This window comes from Janibacter sp. Soil728, from assembly GCF_001428305.1.
GTDB lineage: Bacteria > Actinomycetota > Actinomycetes > Actinomycetales > Dermatophilaceae > Janibacter.
In genome coordinates, this window is sequence record NZ_LMRZ01000004.1 from 100,023 (window position 1) to 115,622 (window position 15,600).

The following is a 15,600-nucleotide window of genomic DNA, read 5'->3' on the forward strand; positions in this document are numbered from 1 at the left end:
CGGCGTCGAACTGCGGGGTTGGCTGACGCCAGAACGTCAGCCAACTGGGCACAACGACGCCAACCCGGGCAGGGGTCAGGCGCGGGTGAGGTAGAGCGCGTACTCGAGGCGACGCCCTTCGCGCTCGACCTCGAGGAGCACCTCGTCGGTGGGTGCGAGGGCCTCGAGGCTGGCCAGCAGGGCGGGCTCGCGCTGGGCCGCCCAGATCGCGAGGACACCGCCGGACGTCACTCGGGAGAGGGCTGCCTGCAGGGCATCGGCACGGGGGAGACCCTCGTTGCCCTCGCGGACGAGGAAGCGCGGTCCGTTGTCGAGGAGCACGAGGTCCCACGGTCCGGCCGGGTCGGCCGCGCCCTGCAGCACGCGGTCGACGTCACCGGCGTGGACCGTGACGCGCGGGTGCCGGGCCACGAGGCCGAGGGTCGGGGCGAGGCCCAGCCGAGCCCACCCGACGAGGTCCTCCTCGATCTCCACCACGTCGACGTGTCGCACCCGCTTGTCCTTGAGTACCTGCCAGGTGGTGAATCCCAGTCCGAGCCCGCCGACGAGGACCCGGGCGGGAGCCTCGGTGCGAGCCAGTGCCTCCTGCGCGAGGGCCACCTCGATCGAGGTGTCGAGACTGTCCATGGCGAAGACCCCGGCGACGACCAGCTCGTGCACGACTCCCGACCCGTCGGGGTCCGGACGCTCGCGCAGGGCGATCTCGCCCCGGGGGGTGGTCGCCGACACGATCGTCTCGAAGGGGGTGTCCATGAGTTCCTCCAGTCAGGCCCCGCAATTTCGGGACATGTGTGTTGTCTATTACGTCACGGTAACCGGAGCAATGTCACATGCGCGAAGGGAGCCCGGGTAGGGTGTGCCCGCTCACAACGGGGTACCTTGAGCCCGTGGCTACTACGACCCTCCCCGCGAAGAAGAAGGGGGTGGCGTCGTCTTCCATCGGGCTCAAATTCCTCATGGCAGGCACCGGCGTCATCTTCATCCTTTATGTGCTGCTGCACATGTACGGCAACCTCAAGGCCTTGGCCGGTCAGGAAGCCTTCGATACTTATGCGCACCACCTGCGCACCTTCGGTGAGCCGATGCTCCCGTACGGCGGCCTGCTGTGGGTCGTGAGGATCGTGCTGATCCTCGCGCTCGTCGGGCACGTCTACGCGGCACTGCGGCTCATCGCCCGTAACAATGCGGCGCGACCGGTCAAGTACCAGGTGAAGAAGAACGTCGGCTCGACGCTCGCCTCGCGCACCATGCGCTGGGGTGGGCTCGCCCTCTTCGCCTTCATCATCTTCCACCTGATCCAGTTCACGATCGTCAAGCCCAACCTCTACGGTGCGGCTGACTCGGAGGCGATCAAGGAATCTCCCTACGTGATGATCAGCGCAGCCTTCGCGATGTGGTGGGTCCTGCTCATCTACGTGATCGCACTGGTGGCCTTGGGCATGCACCTCTACCACGGCATCTACAGCGCCTCCCAGACGATGGGTCTGAACAACACCGCAACGGCCCGCGCCCGCGCTCGTGCGATCGGCGCCGTCGTTGCTGCGGTGATCGTGGTCGGGTTCTTGATCCCGCCCGTCTACATCTTCATCGACAGTCTCTGAGCAGGAGCACCGACACATGACTGAAACTCTCAGCGAGTACTTCTCCGAGGGCACGCCCATCGCGGACACCAAGGCGCCCGACGTCGCCGACATCAACACGATGTGGACGCAGCACCAGTTCGACTCCGCCCTGGTCAACCCGTCCAACCGTCGCAAGCTCGACGTGATCATCGTCGGCACCGGACTGGCCGGCGCCTCCGCCGCCGCGACGATGGGAGAGGCCGGCTACAACGTCAAGAGCTTCTTCTACCAGGACAGCGCCCGTCGCGCTCACTCGATCGCCGCGCAGGGCGGGATCAACGCCGCGAAGAACTACAACGACGACGGTGACTCGGTCTACCGACTCTTCTACGACACGGTCAAGGGCGGCGACTACCGCAGCCGCGAGTCCAATGTCTTCCGTCTGGCCCAGGTCAGCAGCAACATCATCGACCAGTGCGTCGCGCAGGGTGTTCCCTTCGCCCGCGAGTACGGCGGTCTGCTGGACAACCGTTCCTTCGGTGGCGTCCAGGTGGCTCGCACCTTCTACGCGGCGGGCCAGACCGGTCAGCAGCTGCTCATCGGTGCCTACCAGGCCATGGAGCGTCAGGTCGCCAAGGGCACGGTCACCGAGTACAGCCGTCACGAGATGCTCGAGGTCGTCATCGTCGACGGTGTCGCCCGTGGCATCATCGCGCGGGACATGGTCACGGGTGAGATCGAGACCCACCTGGCCGACGTCGTCGTGCTCGCCAGCGGCGGCTACGGCAACGTCTTCTTCCTCTCGACCAACGCCATGGGCTGCAATGTCACCGCCGCCTGGCGTGCGCACCGCAAGGGCGCCTACTTCGCCAACCCCTGCTACACGCAGATCCACCCGACGTGCATCCCGGTCTCCGGCGACCACCAGTCGAAGCTGACCTTGATGTCGGAGTCGCTGCGCAACGACGGTCGCATCTGGGTGCCCAAGCGCGCCGAGGACTGCGACAAGGACCCGCGGCAGATCCCCGCGGAGGACCGCGACTACTACCTGGAGCGGATCTACCCCGCCTTCGGCAACCTCGTGCCCCGTGACATCGCCTCCCGTCAGGCCAAGAACATGTGCGACGAGGGCCGCGGCGTCGGCCCGCTCGTCGACGAGGTCGACGCGGACGGCAACAAGCGCCAGATGCGTCGCGGCGTCTACCTCGACTTCGCTGCTGCCATCGAGCGTCTGGGCCGGGCCGCCGTCGAGGAGAAGTACGGCAACCTCTTCGACATGTACGCCCGGATCACGGGGGAGAACCCCTACGAGGTGCCGATGCGCATCTACCCGGCCGTGCACTACACGATGGGTGGCCTGTGGGTCGACTACGACCTGCAGACCTCGGTCGAGGGCCTCTTCTCGGTCGGCGAGTCCAACTTCTCCGACCACGGAGCCAACCGCCTGGGCGCCTCCTCGCTCATGCAGTGTCTGGCGGACGGCTACTTCGTCCTGCCCAACACCATCCGTGACTACCTGGCCAAGGGGCCCTTCGACAAGATCCCCGAGGACCACCCTGCAGTCGTCGAGGCCAAGACCGCCGTCACCGACCGGATCGAGAAGTTCCTGTCGATCAACGGTGAGCGCAGTGTCGACTCCTTCCACCGCGAGCTCGGCCACATCATGTGGGAGTACTGCGGCATGGAGCGCACGGACGAAGGTCTGCGCAAGGGCATCGCCCTCATCCGTGAGCTCAAGGACGAGTTCTGGAGCAATGTCCGGGTGCTCGGCACCGCGGACTCGCTCAACCAGAGCCTCGAGAAGGCCGGCCGCGTCGCCGACTTCCTCGAGCTCGGTGAGCTCATGTGCATCGACGCGCTGAACCGTCGCGAGTCCTGTGGCGGCCACTTCCGTGCCGAGTCCGTGACCGAGGACGGCGAGGCGCTGCGCCACGACGACGAGTTCGCGTATGTCGCGGCCTGGGAGTACGGCGACGATGCACCTGTCCTGCACAAGGAAGACCTGAACTACAAGTTCATCGAGCTGAAGCAGCGGAGCTACAAGTGAGCATGAATCTGACCCTCAAGATCTGGCGCCAGGCCGGACCCACGGCGAAGGGCGAACTCGTCACCTACCAGGTCGCCGACATCTCTCCGGACATGTCCTTCCTGGAGATGCTCGATGTCCTCAACGAGCAGCTCATCAACGAGGGGACCGAGCCGGTCGCCTTCGACAGCGACTGTCGCGAGGGCATCTGCGGCATGTGCGGCCTGATGATCTCCGGTCAGGCGCACGGTCCCGAGCGGACCACCAGCTGCCAGCTGCACATGCGCTCCTTCCGTGACGGCGAGACCATCACGATCGAGCCGTGGCGGGCCAACGCCTTCCCGATCATCCGGGACCTCGTCGTCGACCGGAGCGCCTTCGACCGGATCATCCAGTCCGGTGGCTTCGTCTCCGTCAACACGGGTGCGGCTCCCGAGGCGCACTCGGTGCCGGTGCCGAAGGAGAAGGCCGACCGGGCCTTCGACTCCGCCAAGTGCATCGGCTGCGGCGCCTGCGTCGCGGCGTGCCCCAATGCCTCGGGCATGCTCTTCCTCGGCGCCAAGGTCACCCACCTGGGTGAGCTGCCGCAGGGCCAGCCGGAGCGCAACGGGCGCGTCGTCAAGATGCTCGAGACGCACGACCTCGAGGGCTTCGGTGGTTGCACCAACATCGGCGAGTGCTCCGCGGCCTGCCCCAAGGAGATCCCGCTCGACGTCATCAGCACGCTCAACGCGGACCTGCGCAGGGCCGCTTCCAGCGGGTCCTGAGACCTGTTGACGAGGGACACCTCATCACCACGCACATGACACGACCACGGCGCCGCGCCAGCATCCTGCTGACCGGCGTCGTGGCCGTTTCGCTGAGCGGCTGTGGTCTCGTCGCCGGTGGCGGCGAGCCGGAGTCGTCGACGACACAGGTGCCTCTGACGACGACCACGACGAGCGCGCCGACGGCGTCGTCGTCGACAAGCAGTGGGTCGACGAAGAACCCACCGAGTGGCAGCAGCATCCTGACGGAATCACGCTCGTACATGGCGGCCACCAACAATGTGACGATCTCCGGCACCCTCTACGATCCCGACCGCGAGCTGACGGTCACGATCCGCGCCGAGGGCTCCACCGGGGGCCTGCTGTCGACGTCGAAGAGGGCTGGCATCTCCCGCACGACCTTGTCCGTCCCCGACGGTGGAACCCTGGACACCCTCGCCGTGGGGACCGACCACTATCTCAAGGTCGACAAGGCGTGGCTGGACGCGATGGATGCGCCGCGCGACAGCTCGTTGCGCAGGCGCACCGGCGCCTGGGTCCAGGTGCCCTTCGACAACTCGCCGATTGATGCCTACCGGCCGCAGACGCTGCTCCAGCAGACCTTCTACGGCAAGTCGCTCACTCCCTACGACGCCAAGCAGAGCCCGGCGAGCTTTGACCGGCTCGACGGCCGGGAGACCTACCGGGTGGCGATCCGCAAGGCGGACGCGTCCGCCGCAGGGGAGCGGATCCTGTGGGTCTCGACCGAGCCGGGGAAGCCGGCCCCGATCCGACTGAGCTACGGCGAGGGTGAGCAGCGTTCGGTGCTGAAGTACACGCACTGGGGGAGCAGCCGCGAGGACTGGTCGCGCCCCAAGAAGGTCGCGTCCCTCGACGGGCTCAGCGCTGACTTCTGACCGCAGCCGCGGGGACGGTCAGCCCAGCCAGGTCAGCCGGGTGGCCAGCAGCGCATAGCCGACGAAGGCGACGACGTCGATGACCCAGTGCGCGATGAACATCGGGGCGACGCGTCGCACGCGCAGGTACACGGCTCCCAGCAGCAGGCCCATCGCCACGTTGCCGACGAAGCCACCCAGACCTTGGTAGAGGTGGTAGCTGCCACGCACGAGGGCGCTGACGACGACGATGACCACGGGTGACCAGCCGGCCTCACGCCACCGGGTGAAGAGGTATCCGAGCATGATGACTTCTTCGAGGAGGGCATTCTGCCCCGCGGCGAGGACGAGCACCGGGATGGCCCACCAGGCTGCGGAGAGGTCGGACGCGGCGATCGTGGTGTTGAGGTCGAGGGCCCGGGCCACGAGATAGAGTCCGAGGCCCGGGATGCCGATCGTCGCGGCCAGGGCGAGTCCCTGACCGAGGTCGCGCAGGGGTGCGCGCCTGTCGAGGCCGATGAGACGCAAGGGGTCCGCGTGCTGGCGCGCGAGCAGGTGCAGCGCGAGTACCACGGGGACGAGGGCCAGGCCGACGCCGACGATCTGGTGGGTCAGGTCGAGCCACGGGCGGTCCGGCGTCACCGACTGGTTCATCGCGGTGACCTGGCCGGAGAGGCCGCCCTGGGCGGTCAGCTTGCGCGCCAGCGACAGGGCCGACCAGAGCGCGGAGGCGCCCAGGGAGACGCCGAGGACGAGCAGGGACTCGCTCAGCGCCGTCCGTCGGGGGAGGGCTTCCGGTGCAGCGGACATGGCGTCAGCCTAGATCCGCAGCACCCGGGGCCCGGTCCGTGGTGCGGATCCAGGGCGTCAGTTGAAGGCGAGACGGCTGTAGTACGCGAAGAGCGGCTCGCGGCGCGCGACGCGGACGCGGCGGTTCCGGCTGAAGAACTGGAAGGCGGCGATGCCCACCGAGATGACGAGGACGGCCAGCGCGATGCCCACGAGGGCGAGGGCGGCGGTGAGAAAACCGGAAATGGTGGCGATGCTCATGATGTGCATTCCTTTCTACATCTGTTGAAGACAGGCAAGAATCTACACACGTAGAAGATTCTTCGTCAACTCGACGTCGTCGCCCCCGTGAATACGTCCCTTCGTTCGGGTGGCCGGTAGCGTGGCGGGGATGAGTAGGCACGAGAGCGCACCCCTGTCGCCGCGGATGCACCTGATCCTCGAGTCGGCGACCAAGGTTGTCGCGGCCGGTGGCATGCGAGGACTGACCCACCGGGCGGTCGACGCAGAGGCCGGTCTGTCCCAGGGCTCCACCTCGGGCTACCTGCGCACCCGGCTGGCGCTGGTGTCGGCGCTTGCGGAGTACATCGCCGCCGGACTCATCGACAGTGTCGAGGCGCTGGCGGGGGAGCAGCAGGCCGGCGAGTCCGATGCCATCGTCGTCGAGCATGCACTCGACCTCTTCGCCGGCTGGCTGCGCGAGCCGGAGGCACTCCTGGCCAAGGCGGAGCTGGGGCAGGAGGCGATGCGGCAGCCCGAGGTCGCCGAGGCTCTGGAGCCGGCTCGCCAGCGCATCGAGGGGATCGTCGGGCAGATCTTCGTGCGGGCGGGTGTCGACGACGTGCAGACCTCCGCGCAGGCGATCATCGCGGCGATGGAGGGTGTCCTGGCCAGTGCGCTGGCGAAGCCGGCGGCCGAGCGTGAGGCCTACGTGCGCGGGGTCGGCAAGCGCATCATCACGGCCTTCGTCCCCACCGTGGGCTGAGCGTCAGGTCGCTGCTGGTCCGCGGGTGCGACGCCGGCGAAGTCTGGCGTAGAGGGTGAAGACCTTGATGAGCATCGCCGCGAGGACGATGAGCACGAGCACGACGAGCACCGGCAGGAAGACCGCGACGAGCGCGATGCCCACGGAGGCTCCGTCCTCGACGGTGGACGCCACGGGCGCCCCCAGGCCGAGGGTCCCGGCGTTGACGACCGGCCGGGCTGCGGCCTTGCCCGTGTGCACGAGCCCCGACACGACGACGCCGAGCACGACCCCCACCCAGGCGTGCTCCTGCATCCATGTCGATCCGTCGAGAGTGCTGGCGCCCGCGGTCGCCGCTCCCATCAGACCTCCCATGCTGGGTCTGATGAAGGTCTGTACGGCGTCGTTGATGCTGTCGACCGCAGGGATCTTGTCGAGGGTGAGCTCGGTGACGAGGAGCAGCGCCCCGACACCGATCGCCCACCACGAATCCATCCACTCCAGGCCGGTCGGCAGCACGACGATGTCGCTGAACCGCGCGAGCAGGGCCACCAGCAGGAAGGGGATGTAGGCATTGAGCCCGGCGGCGGCGCTCAGCCCCATCCCGGTCAGTGCGGCGATCATCGACATGACCTCTCGACGGCGCGGGCGGTCCCCGCGCGCTCACGGCAGGCTAGCGCCGATGGAAGGGTGGTCCCGGGAACCTAGGATGAGTCGCATGAAGGTTCTCTCCGCTGTTGCCTGGCCGTACGCCAACGGCCCTCGTCACCTCGGTCACGTCGCCGGTATCGGAGTCCCCTCGGACGTGTTCAGCCGGTACATGCGCATGGCGGGACACGACGTGCTCGTCGTGAGCGGATCGGACGAGCACGGCACGCCGATCCTCGTGCAGGCCGACAAGGAGGGCATCTCGGCGCACGAGTTCGCCGACCGCAACCACCGGATCATCGCGCAGGAGCTCGTCGACCTCGGGTGCTCGTACGACTTGTACACGCGCACGACCTCGCGCAACCACTACCGGGTCGTCCAGGACCTCTTCGAGCAGTGCCTGGCCAACGGCTACTTCATCGAGCAGACCCAGCAGGTCGCGCTCGACCCTCGCACCGGGCGCACGCTGCCTGACCGGTACATCGAGGGCACCTGCCCGATCTGCGGGTACGAGGACGCCCGCGGCGACCAGTGCGACAACTGCGGCAACCAGCTGGAGCCGACGGATCTGGTGGCGCCGCGCAGCAAGATCGACGGAGCGACCCCGCAGTTCGGCGAGACCGAGCACTTCTTCCTCGACCTGCCCGCGCTCGCCGATGCGCTGCGGGAGTACCTGCAGGGCCGTGAGGCGACGGGCACGTGGCGCCACAACGTCATCAACTTCAGCCTCAACATCCTCGACGACATCCGTCCGCGCGCGATGACCCGGGACATCGACTGGGGCATCCCCCTTCCCGGTGAGTACGGGGACAAGTACCCGACCAAGCGCTTCTACGTGTGGTTCGACGCCGTCATCGGTTATCTGTCGGCCTCCATCGAGTGGGCGCGCCGCACGGGCGACGCGGAGCGCTGGCGTGAGTGGTGGAACGACGCGGACGCGCAGTCCTACTACTTCATGGGCAAGGACAACATCACCTTCCACAGCCAGATCTGGCCGGCCGAGCTGCTCGCCTACTCCGGCAAGGGAGCGAAGGGGGGCAAGCCCGGGGCCTTCGGCGAGCTCAACCTCCCGACCGAGGTCGTGGCCAGCGAGTTCCTCACGATGGAGTCCAAGCAGTTCTCCTCCAGCCGCGGTCACGTCATCGGCCTGCGCCACGTGCTCGAGACCTACGGCCCCGACCCGCTGCGCTACTACATCTGCGCGGCCGGCCCGGAGACCCAGGACTCCGACTTCACCTGGCCCGACTTCGTCCAGCGCAACAACTCCGAGCTCGTCGCCGGCTGGGGCAACCTCGTCAACCGCACGGCGTCGATGGTTGCGAAGAACTTCGGGGAGATCCCGCAGCCCAGCGACCTCGAGGAGGTCGACTCGGCCGTCCTCTCCCGGGTCGCCGCGGCCTTCGACGAGGTGGGCGGGCTGCTCGCCCGCAACCGGGTCAAGGCGGCGCTGGCCGAGGTGATGCGCGTCGTGGGCGATGTCAACAAGTACGTGTCGGACACCGAGCCCTTCCGGCTCAAGGGAGACGACCAGCGCGAGCGCCTCGCGACGGTCCTGCACACGCTCGTGCAGGCGACGAGCGACTGCAACCTGCTCCTGGCCCCCTTCCTCCCGCACGCGGCCAACCGGGTCGACGCGGTCCTCGGGGGCGCCGGTGACCTGGTGCCGATGCCTCGCGTCGAAGAGGTCGAGGACCTCGACGGCGGTCCCGGGTACCCGGTGATCACCGGTGACTACGCGGGCTTTCCCGCGTGGGCGAGCACCCCTGTGACAGTGGGCAGCCCGATCGCCAAGCCGAGCCCTGTCTTCGTCAAGCTCGACCCCGAGGAGGTCGTCGCCACGGAGCGTGCGGCCATGTCGGACGACGACTGATGGCGGGGCGAGACGAGGTCGCGGCGCGGCCGGACCCCCTTCCGCTCGCCGTCGTCGACAACCACACGCACCTCGACATCCGTCGGCATGACATCCCGGACGCCATCGCACCCGACGGGAGTGACGATCGGACGACCGCCGACGTCGCTGCTGCGCTTGCGACCGCTGCCTCGGTCGGCGTCGACCGGGTCGTCCAGGTGGGGTGCGACCTGGAGAGCGCTCGGTTCACCGTCGACCAGATCGATCGGCATCCGACGATGCTGGGCGCCGTTGCCCTGCACCCCAACGAGATCCCCGAGCTCGCTGAGTCCGGGCGGCTGCAGGACGCGTGGGACGAGATCGATCGCCTTGCCGCACACCCGCGGGTGCGCGCCATCGGGGAGACCGGCCTCGACTACTTCCGTACCGGGCCTGAGGGGCACGCTGCGCAGCAGGAGTCCTTCCGCTGGCACATCGACCTGGCCAAGCGCACCGGCAAGGCCCTGCAGATCCATGACCGCGACAGCCACGAGGACGTCCTGCGGGTGCTCGCCGACGAAGGGGCCCCGCAGACCACGGTCCTGCACTGCTTCAGCGGCGACCTCGCGATGGCGCGTGAGTGCGTCGAGCGCGGGTACCTGCTGTCGTTCGCCGGCACCGTGACCTTCAAGAACGCGGCGGGGCTGCGCGAGGCCCTGGCCCACACGCCCATCGAGCAGGTGCTTGCCGAGACGGATGCGCCGTACCTGACCCCGTCCCCCGAGCGGGGCCGAGCCAATGCGCCGTACCTGCTGCCGCACACGGTCCGGGTCATGGCGCGCACCCTCGGCGTCGACGTCGCGACCATGTGCACGGCGATCTCCGACAACAGCGAGCGCGTCTACGGTCCGTGGTAGACGTCACAGGCTGACCCCACACAGGACGATCGACGCTGGTTTTCTGGGGCAGCCCGGGGGTGCAGGTCGCCCCGCAAACGTGAGCCCCCGGGGTGCTCCGTTATCAAAACTTGACCTTCGAGGGATCGCTGGTGCATCGTGGTCCGCTGTTGGCCGGGGCCGGTTTCCCCTGTTGTTGTTACTCGCTGACACTGGTGCCCGCCAACCTTGGGTCCCCGTGCGCGGACCCACCGGTGCCCGGGAAATACGATCATCGGAGCACCGTGAGTTCATCCACGATCCGTCGCGCCACCCAGGCCGGCGTCGTCTGCGCCCTTGCCCTCGGAGTTTCGGGCGTTGTCGTCATGGACAAGTCCGTCGCACTGTCCGTCGACGGACAGAAGTCGACCGTCCACTCCTTCGGCGGCACCGTCGCTGATGTCCTCGACAAGCAGGGCATCGAGCTCGGCGAGCACGATGTCGTGACCCCGTCGGTCCAGACCTCGGTCGATGACGGTCAGACGATCGTCGTGCGCTACGGCCGCAAGCTCGCGGTCACGGTGGACGGCAAGGAGCGGGTGTACTGGACCACGGCCTCGACCGTCGGCGACGCGCTCCAGGAGCTCGGCATCCGCGGTAGCGACGACGCGGTCCTGTCCGCCTCTCGCAGCGCGGGCATCGGTCGTGACGGGCTGGAGCTGAAGATGTCCACCCCGAAGGACGTCAAGCTGCTCGTCGGCGGCAAGCGCAGCACCGCGACCGTGACGGCGTCGACCGTCAAGGCCGCGCTGAAGGAGGCCGAGGTCCGCTTCGACTCCAACGACCTCATCAAGCCCGGTGCCTCCACCACGGTGAAGGACGGCATGACGATCCGTGTGGACCGCGTCGACACCAAGGGCGATCGGCGCACCGAGAGCATCCCCTTCACCACGGTCGTCAAGAAGGACTCCTCGCTGCTCGAGGGCACGACCAAGGTCGAGCGCGAGGGCCGCGACGGTCAGCGCACCAACAACGTGAAGCTCGTCTACAAGAACGGCAAGGTCTCCGCCAGCAAGGTGACCAGCAGCAAGGTGACCCGCCAGCCGATCAGCAAGATCGTCATCCAGGGCACCAAGGCCAAGCCGGCTCCCGTCGTGAGCACGCCGAAGAAGACCTCGGCCCCCAAGGCCGCTGCACCCGCGCCTGCGCCCAAGCCGTCCGCGCCGTCGACCCCCACGACGACCTCGGCCCCGGCCCCCACCCAGAGCACGTCCGGCCTCAACCTGGCCAATGCGGACATGTGGGACCGGATCGCCCAGTGCGAGTCGACCGGTAACTGGTCGATCAACACGGGCAACGGCTACTACGGCGGTCTGCAGTTCGACATCCAGACCTGGCTCGGTGCCGGTGGAGGCGACTTCGCCCAGCGCGCCGACCTGGCCTCGCGTGGCGAGCAGATCACCGTGGCCAACCGCGTCAAGGCCTCGCGTGGCCTGTCCCCGTGGGGTTGCGCGCACGCGGCCTGATCCGCTCCAGCGACGACGGGCCCCCGAGACCTCACGGTCTCGGGGGCCCGTCGTCGCTGCGATTGTCGAAGCCATCCCATCGATGAATAGAGTCCCCTCATGAGCACCGACCTGCCCGAGTCCGCTGGCGGCTCCGGCCTGCTCGGGGCAGGCCGTGTCCGCGAGCTGGCGGAGCAGCTGGGCGTGCGTCCCACCAAGCAGTGGGGGCAGAACTTCGTGGTCGATGCCAACACGGTGCGTCGCATCGTCCGGGCGGGGGATGTCACGCCCGACGACCACGTCGTGGAGATCGGGCCCGGTCTCGGCTCGTTGACCCTCGCGCTGCTCGAGCAGGCCTCCCGGGTCACCGCGGTCGAGGTCGACCCCGTGCTGGCATCCGCGCTGCCCGCGACCGTGGCGGTTCAGCTGCCCGGGGCCCAGGAGCGCCTCGAGGTCGTGCACGCGGACGCCCTGAAGGTCACCGAGCTGCCGGGCCCGGCGCCCACCGCGCTCGTGGCCAACTTGCCGTACAACATCTCTGTCCCTGTCGTCCTGCACTTCCTGGAGACCTTCCCGAGCATCGAGCGGGTGCTCGTCATGGTGCAGCTCGAGGTCGCCGAGCGGCTGGCAGCAGGACCGGGGAGCAAGACCTACGGGGTGCCGAGCGTCAAGGCGGCCTGGTGGGCGGAGGTGGGGCTCGCGGGGCGCGTCTCGCGCAGCATCTTCTGGCCCGTACCGAATGTCGACTCCGGGCTCGTGAAGTTCGTGCGGCACGACCCGCCGGTCACCGAGGCGACGCGCCAGCAGGTCTTCGCGGTCGTCGACGCCGCCTTCGCCCAGCGCCGCAAGACCCTGCGAGCAGCGTTGCGCGGCATCGCGGGATCCGGTGAGGTGGCCGAGGCGGCTCTCCTCGCGGCCGGTGTCGACCCGAGAACCCGCGGTGAGCAGCTCGACGTCCTGGCCTTCGCGCGGATCACCGAAGAGCTCATGGCTAGGGTGACGGCATGACCTCTGTGCTCGAGCTGCCCGCGGCCGTGACCGTGCGTGCGCCGGCCAAGGTCAACCTCGAGCTCTTCGTCGGGCCGCTGCTCGATGACGGCTATCACGCCCTGTCGACCGTCTACCAGGCCGTGGGGATCCACGACGACGTGACCGCGGCGGAGTCGAATGAGTGGGGCTGCTCGGTCCGCGGACGCGACGCCGACAAGGTGCCGACGGACGAGTCGAACCTCGCTCTGCGCGCCGCGCTGGCGCTCGCCGAGCACACCGGTGGTCAGGATCCCGTCCACCTGTCGATCCACAAGCAGATCCCGGTCGCCGGTGGCATGGCCGGTGGCTCCGCCGATGCTGCCGCTGCGCTCGTGGCGTGCGACGCGCTGTGGGGCACGGCCCTGCCCAAGGAGGAGCTCGAGGAGATCGCGGCCGGTATCGGCAGCGACGTCCCCTTCCTCCTGCATGGAGGGACCTGCGTCGGCTCGGGCCGCGGCGAGGTGGTCACCCCGGTGCTGGCGAAGGGGGCCTACCACTGGGTCTTCGTGCCCTCGGCGGCGACCGGCCTGTCGACGCCGAAGGTGTACTCGGCCTTCGACCGGCGCACTGCAGGCACCGAGGTCCAGGACCCGCGGCCGAGCACCGCACTGATGAGCGCGCTGCGATCCGGTGACCCGGCCGCACTGGCGCCCGTGCTCGACAACGACCTGCAGGCCGATGCGATCGCCCTGCAGCCCGCGATCGGCGAGCTCATCGAGGCCGCGATGGGTTTCGGCGCCCTCGCTGCCATCGTCTCCGGCTCGGGCCCGACCGTCGCGATGCTTGCCTCGGGGGCCGAGGGCGCCATCGACCTGGCCGTGGCGCTCACTGCGTCCGGCGTTGCCGGGGACGTGCTGCGGGCGACCGGGCCGACGCAGGGCGCCCACGTCCTGCCCACGGTGCGTGCGAGCTGATGGCCACACCTCTCCTCGGAGCGGAATCGCTCCACCTCGAGTACCCCACGCGTGTCGTCTTCGACTCGGTCAGCCTCGGCATCGAGGAGGGCGACCGGATCGGTCTGGTCGGCCGCAACGGTGACGGCAAGTCGAGCCTGCTGGGCATGCTCGCCGGCACGATCGAGCCGCAGTCGGGCCGGATCACCCGACGCGGCGGAGTCCGCTTCGGCGTCCTCGCCCAGTCCGACGACCTCGATCCGGACCACACCGTGGGTCACTGCATCGTCGGTGATCGACCCGAGCACGAGTGGGCCGGCGACCCTGTCGTGCGCGACGTCATCGGCGGTCTCGTCTCCGACGTGCCGTGGGAGGCGCGCATCGGCGACCTGTCCGGTGGGCAGCGCCGCCGCGTCGCGCTCGCGGCGCTCCTGGTGCACGACTGGGACCTCGTCGCGCTCGACGAGCCGACCAACCACCTCGACGTCGAGGGCATCTCCTGGCTCGCCGAGCACCTCAAGCGGCGCTGGGCCAAGAACCTCGGCGGCCTGCTGGTCATCACTCACGACCGCTGGTTCCTCGACGAGGTCTGCACCGAGACGTGGGAGGTCCACGACGGGATCGTCGAGCCCTTCGAGGGGGGCTACGCGGCCTACGTCCTGCAGCGTGTCGAGCGTGACCGGATCAACGCGGCCACGGAGACCAAGCGTCAGAACCTCATGCGCAAGGAGCTCGCCTGGCTGCGTCGCGGCGCTCCTGCCCGCACCTCGAAGCCGAAGTTCCGCATCGAGGCCGCCAATCAGCTCATCGCCGACGTGCCCCCCGTGCGCAACCCCATCGAGCTGCAGCAGATGGCCGTGGCCCGACTGGGCAAGGACGTCATCGACATCGAGGACGCCAGCGTCGCCTTCGGCGACCGCACGATCCTGCGCGACATCACCTGGCGGATCGCGCCGGGGGAGCGCACGGGGATCCTCGGCGCCAACGGCGTGGGCAAGTCGACGCTCCTCGCGCTGATCGCCGGCGACCTGGAACCCTCCAGCGGGCGGGTGAAGCGTGGCAAGACGGTCAAGTTCGGCTTCCTCGACCAGCAGTTCTCCCAGCTGGCGCAGATCCGTACGGACCGGGTGCGCGAGGTGCTCGCCCGGACCAAGACGACCTTCACGATCGACGGCAAGGACCACACCCCGGCGCAGCTGCTGGAGCGGCTCGGTTTTGCGAGGGAGCACCTGTCGGCGCGCGTCGGTGAGCTCTCGGGTGGCCAGAAGCGGCGGCTGCAGCTGCTCCTGCTCCTGCTCGCCGAGCCCAATGTCATCGCCCTGGACGAGCCCACCAATGACGTCGACTCGGACATGCTCGCGGCGATGGAGGACCTGCTCGACTCCTGGCCGGGCACGCTCATCGTGATCTCGCACGACCGTTACCTGCTCGAGCGGATCACCGACCAGCAGTACGCGATCCTCGACGGCCGCCTGCGGCACGTCCCGGGTGGCGTGGACGAGTACCTGCGGCTGCGGGCCGCCCAGGGGAAGACCGGAGGCCCCAGCGCGATGGCAGCCGCCACCTCGACCACGGCGAAGGGGGGAGGGCAGCCCCCTTCGTCCTCCACGTCGGCGGTCGACCCCGCCGCGCAGCGGGAAGCGCGCAAGAGGATGGCGCGGATCGAGAAGCAGCTGGCCAAGCTCGATGCTCGTGAGAACAAGCTGCACCACGAGATGGCGGATGCGGTGCACGAGCACACGCGGCTGTCTGAGCTCACTGCGACGCTGGGCGCCATCAGGGACGAGAAGGAGCTGCTCGAGCTGGAGTGGCTGGAGGCGGCCGAGCTCGTCGACTGAC

At 68.7% G+C, this 15,600-nt stretch carries 15 protein-coding genes; 11 read left to right on the forward strand and 4 right to left on the reverse strand.

What is annotated here, in order from left to right; all coding sequences use genetic code 11:
• Positions 1-75: 75 nt before the first annotated feature.
• A complete protein-coding gene (locus ASG73_RS07255; RefSeq protein ID WP_055993079.1) occupies positions 76-753 on the reverse strand; it encodes a hypothetical protein in 678 nt (225 codons plus the stop codon).
• 134 nt (positions 754-887) lie between these two features.
• Between ASG73_RS07255 and ASG73_RS07260 the strand changes: the two genes are divergently transcribed.
• The 4 genes from ASG73_RS07260 to ASG73_RS07275 are packed head-to-tail and all read left to right on the forward strand — an operon-like array spanning position 888 to position 5,251.
• Positions 888-1,601, forward strand: a complete 714-nt coding sequence (locus tag ASG73_RS07260) for a succinate dehydrogenase cytochrome b subunit (RefSeq protein ID WP_055993081.1) — start codon at positions 888-890, stop codon at positions 1,599-1,601.
• Between the two features lie 16 nt (positions 1,602-1,617).
• Entirely contained in the window at positions 1,618-3,609 is a 1,992-nt protein-coding gene (locus tag ASG73_RS07265) for a fumarate reductase/succinate dehydrogenase flavoprotein subunit (RefSeq protein ID WP_055993083.1), read from the forward strand.
• 2 nt (positions 3,610-3,611) lie between these two features.
• Positions 3,612-4,355 (forward strand): succinate dehydrogenase/fumarate reductase iron-sulfur subunit, encoded by a 744-nt coding sequence (locus tag ASG73_RS07270; protein WP_055993085.1) that lies wholly within the window; start codon positions 3,612-3,614, stop codon positions 4,353-4,355.
• Between the two features lie 35 nt (positions 4,356-4,390).
• Positions 4,391-5,251, forward strand: coding sequence for a hypothetical protein (locus tag ASG73_RS07275; protein WP_055993087.1), 861 nt, complete (start codon positions 4,391-4,393; stop codon positions 5,249-5,251).
• 18 nt (positions 5,252-5,269) lie between these two features.
• Here the strand turns inward: ASG73_RS07275 and ASG73_RS07280 are convergent, their stop codons facing one another.
• Together ASG73_RS07280 and ASG73_RS07285 are read right to left on the reverse strand one after the other, a co-directional pair.
• Entirely contained in the window at positions 5,270-6,040 is a 771-nt protein-coding gene (locus ASG73_RS07280; protein WP_055993089.1) for a CPBP family intramembrane glutamic endopeptidase, read from the reverse strand.
• A gap of 57 nt (positions 6,041-6,097) precedes the next feature.
• Positions 6,098-6,280: a hypothetical protein gene (locus ASG73_RS07285; protein ID WP_156466188.1), complete on the reverse strand. Its 183-nt coding sequence runs from the start codon at positions 6,278-6,280 to the stop codon at positions 6,098-6,100.
• A gap of 130 nt (positions 6,281-6,410) precedes the next feature.
• Here ASG73_RS07285 and ASG73_RS07290 point away from each other — a divergent pair, with 130 nt between their 5' ends.
• Positions 6,411-7,004: a TetR/AcrR family transcriptional regulator gene (locus ASG73_RS07290; RefSeq protein ID WP_156466189.1), complete on the forward strand. Its 594-nt coding sequence runs from the start codon at positions 6,411-6,413 to the stop codon at positions 7,002-7,004.
• Between the two features lie 3 nt (positions 7,005-7,007).
• Here ASG73_RS07290 and ASG73_RS07295 read toward each other — a convergent pair whose 3' ends face one another.
• Positions 7,008-7,607: a DUF4126 domain-containing protein gene (locus ASG73_RS07295; RefSeq protein ID WP_055994375.1), complete on the reverse strand. Its 600-nt coding sequence runs from the start codon at positions 7,605-7,607 to the stop codon at positions 7,008-7,010.
• A 94-nt stretch (positions 7,608-7,701) separates the two neighbouring features.
• Between ASG73_RS07295 and metG the strand changes: the two genes are divergently transcribed.
• The 6 genes from metG (at position 7,702) to ASG73_RS07325 (ending at position 15,599) form a co-directional block, all read left to right on the forward strand.
• Positions 7,702-9,501, forward strand: a complete 1,800-nt coding sequence (gene metG, locus ASG73_RS07300) for a methionine--tRNA ligase (protein WP_200946724.1) — start codon at positions 7,702-7,704, stop codon at positions 9,499-9,501.
• The gene (locus ASG73_RS07305) at positions 9,501-10,376 is read left to right on the forward strand and encodes a TatD family hydrolase (protein WP_055993098.1); all 876 of its coding nucleotides are present in this window, start codon (positions 9,501-9,503) and stop codon (positions 10,374-10,376) included. Before metG ends, ASG73_RS07305 begins: the two co-directional genes overlap by 1 nt.
• A gap of 263 nt (positions 10,377-10,639) precedes the next feature.
• Positions 10,640-11,860, forward strand: coding sequence for a resuscitation-promoting factor (locus tag ASG73_RS18545; protein WP_055993100.1), 1,221 nt, complete (start codon positions 10,640-10,642; stop codon positions 11,858-11,860).
• A gap of 99 nt (positions 11,861-11,959) precedes the next feature.
• Complete coding sequence (gene rsmA / locus ASG73_RS07315; protein ID WP_055993101.1) at positions 11,960-12,847, forward strand: 16S rRNA (adenine(1518)-N(6)/adenine(1519)-N(6))-dimethyltransferase RsmA; 888 nt, start codon at positions 11,960-11,962, stop codon at positions 12,845-12,847.
• Positions 12,844-13,782, forward strand: coding sequence for a 4-(cytidine 5'-diphospho)-2-C-methyl-D-erythritol kinase (locus tag ASG73_RS07320; RefSeq protein ID WP_055993103.1), 939 nt, complete (start codon positions 12,844-12,846; stop codon positions 13,780-13,782). The genes rsmA and ASG73_RS07320 overlap by 4 nt, the downstream gene beginning before the upstream one ends.
• The gene (locus ASG73_RS07325; RefSeq protein WP_055993105.1) at positions 13,782-15,599 is read left to right on the forward strand and encodes an ABC-F family ATP-binding cassette domain-containing protein; all 1,818 of its coding nucleotides are present in this window, start codon (positions 13,782-13,784) and stop codon (positions 15,597-15,599) included. The genes ASG73_RS07320 and ASG73_RS07325 overlap by 1 nt, the downstream gene beginning before the upstream one ends.
• The last annotated feature ends 1 nt before the right edge of the window (position 15,600 follow it).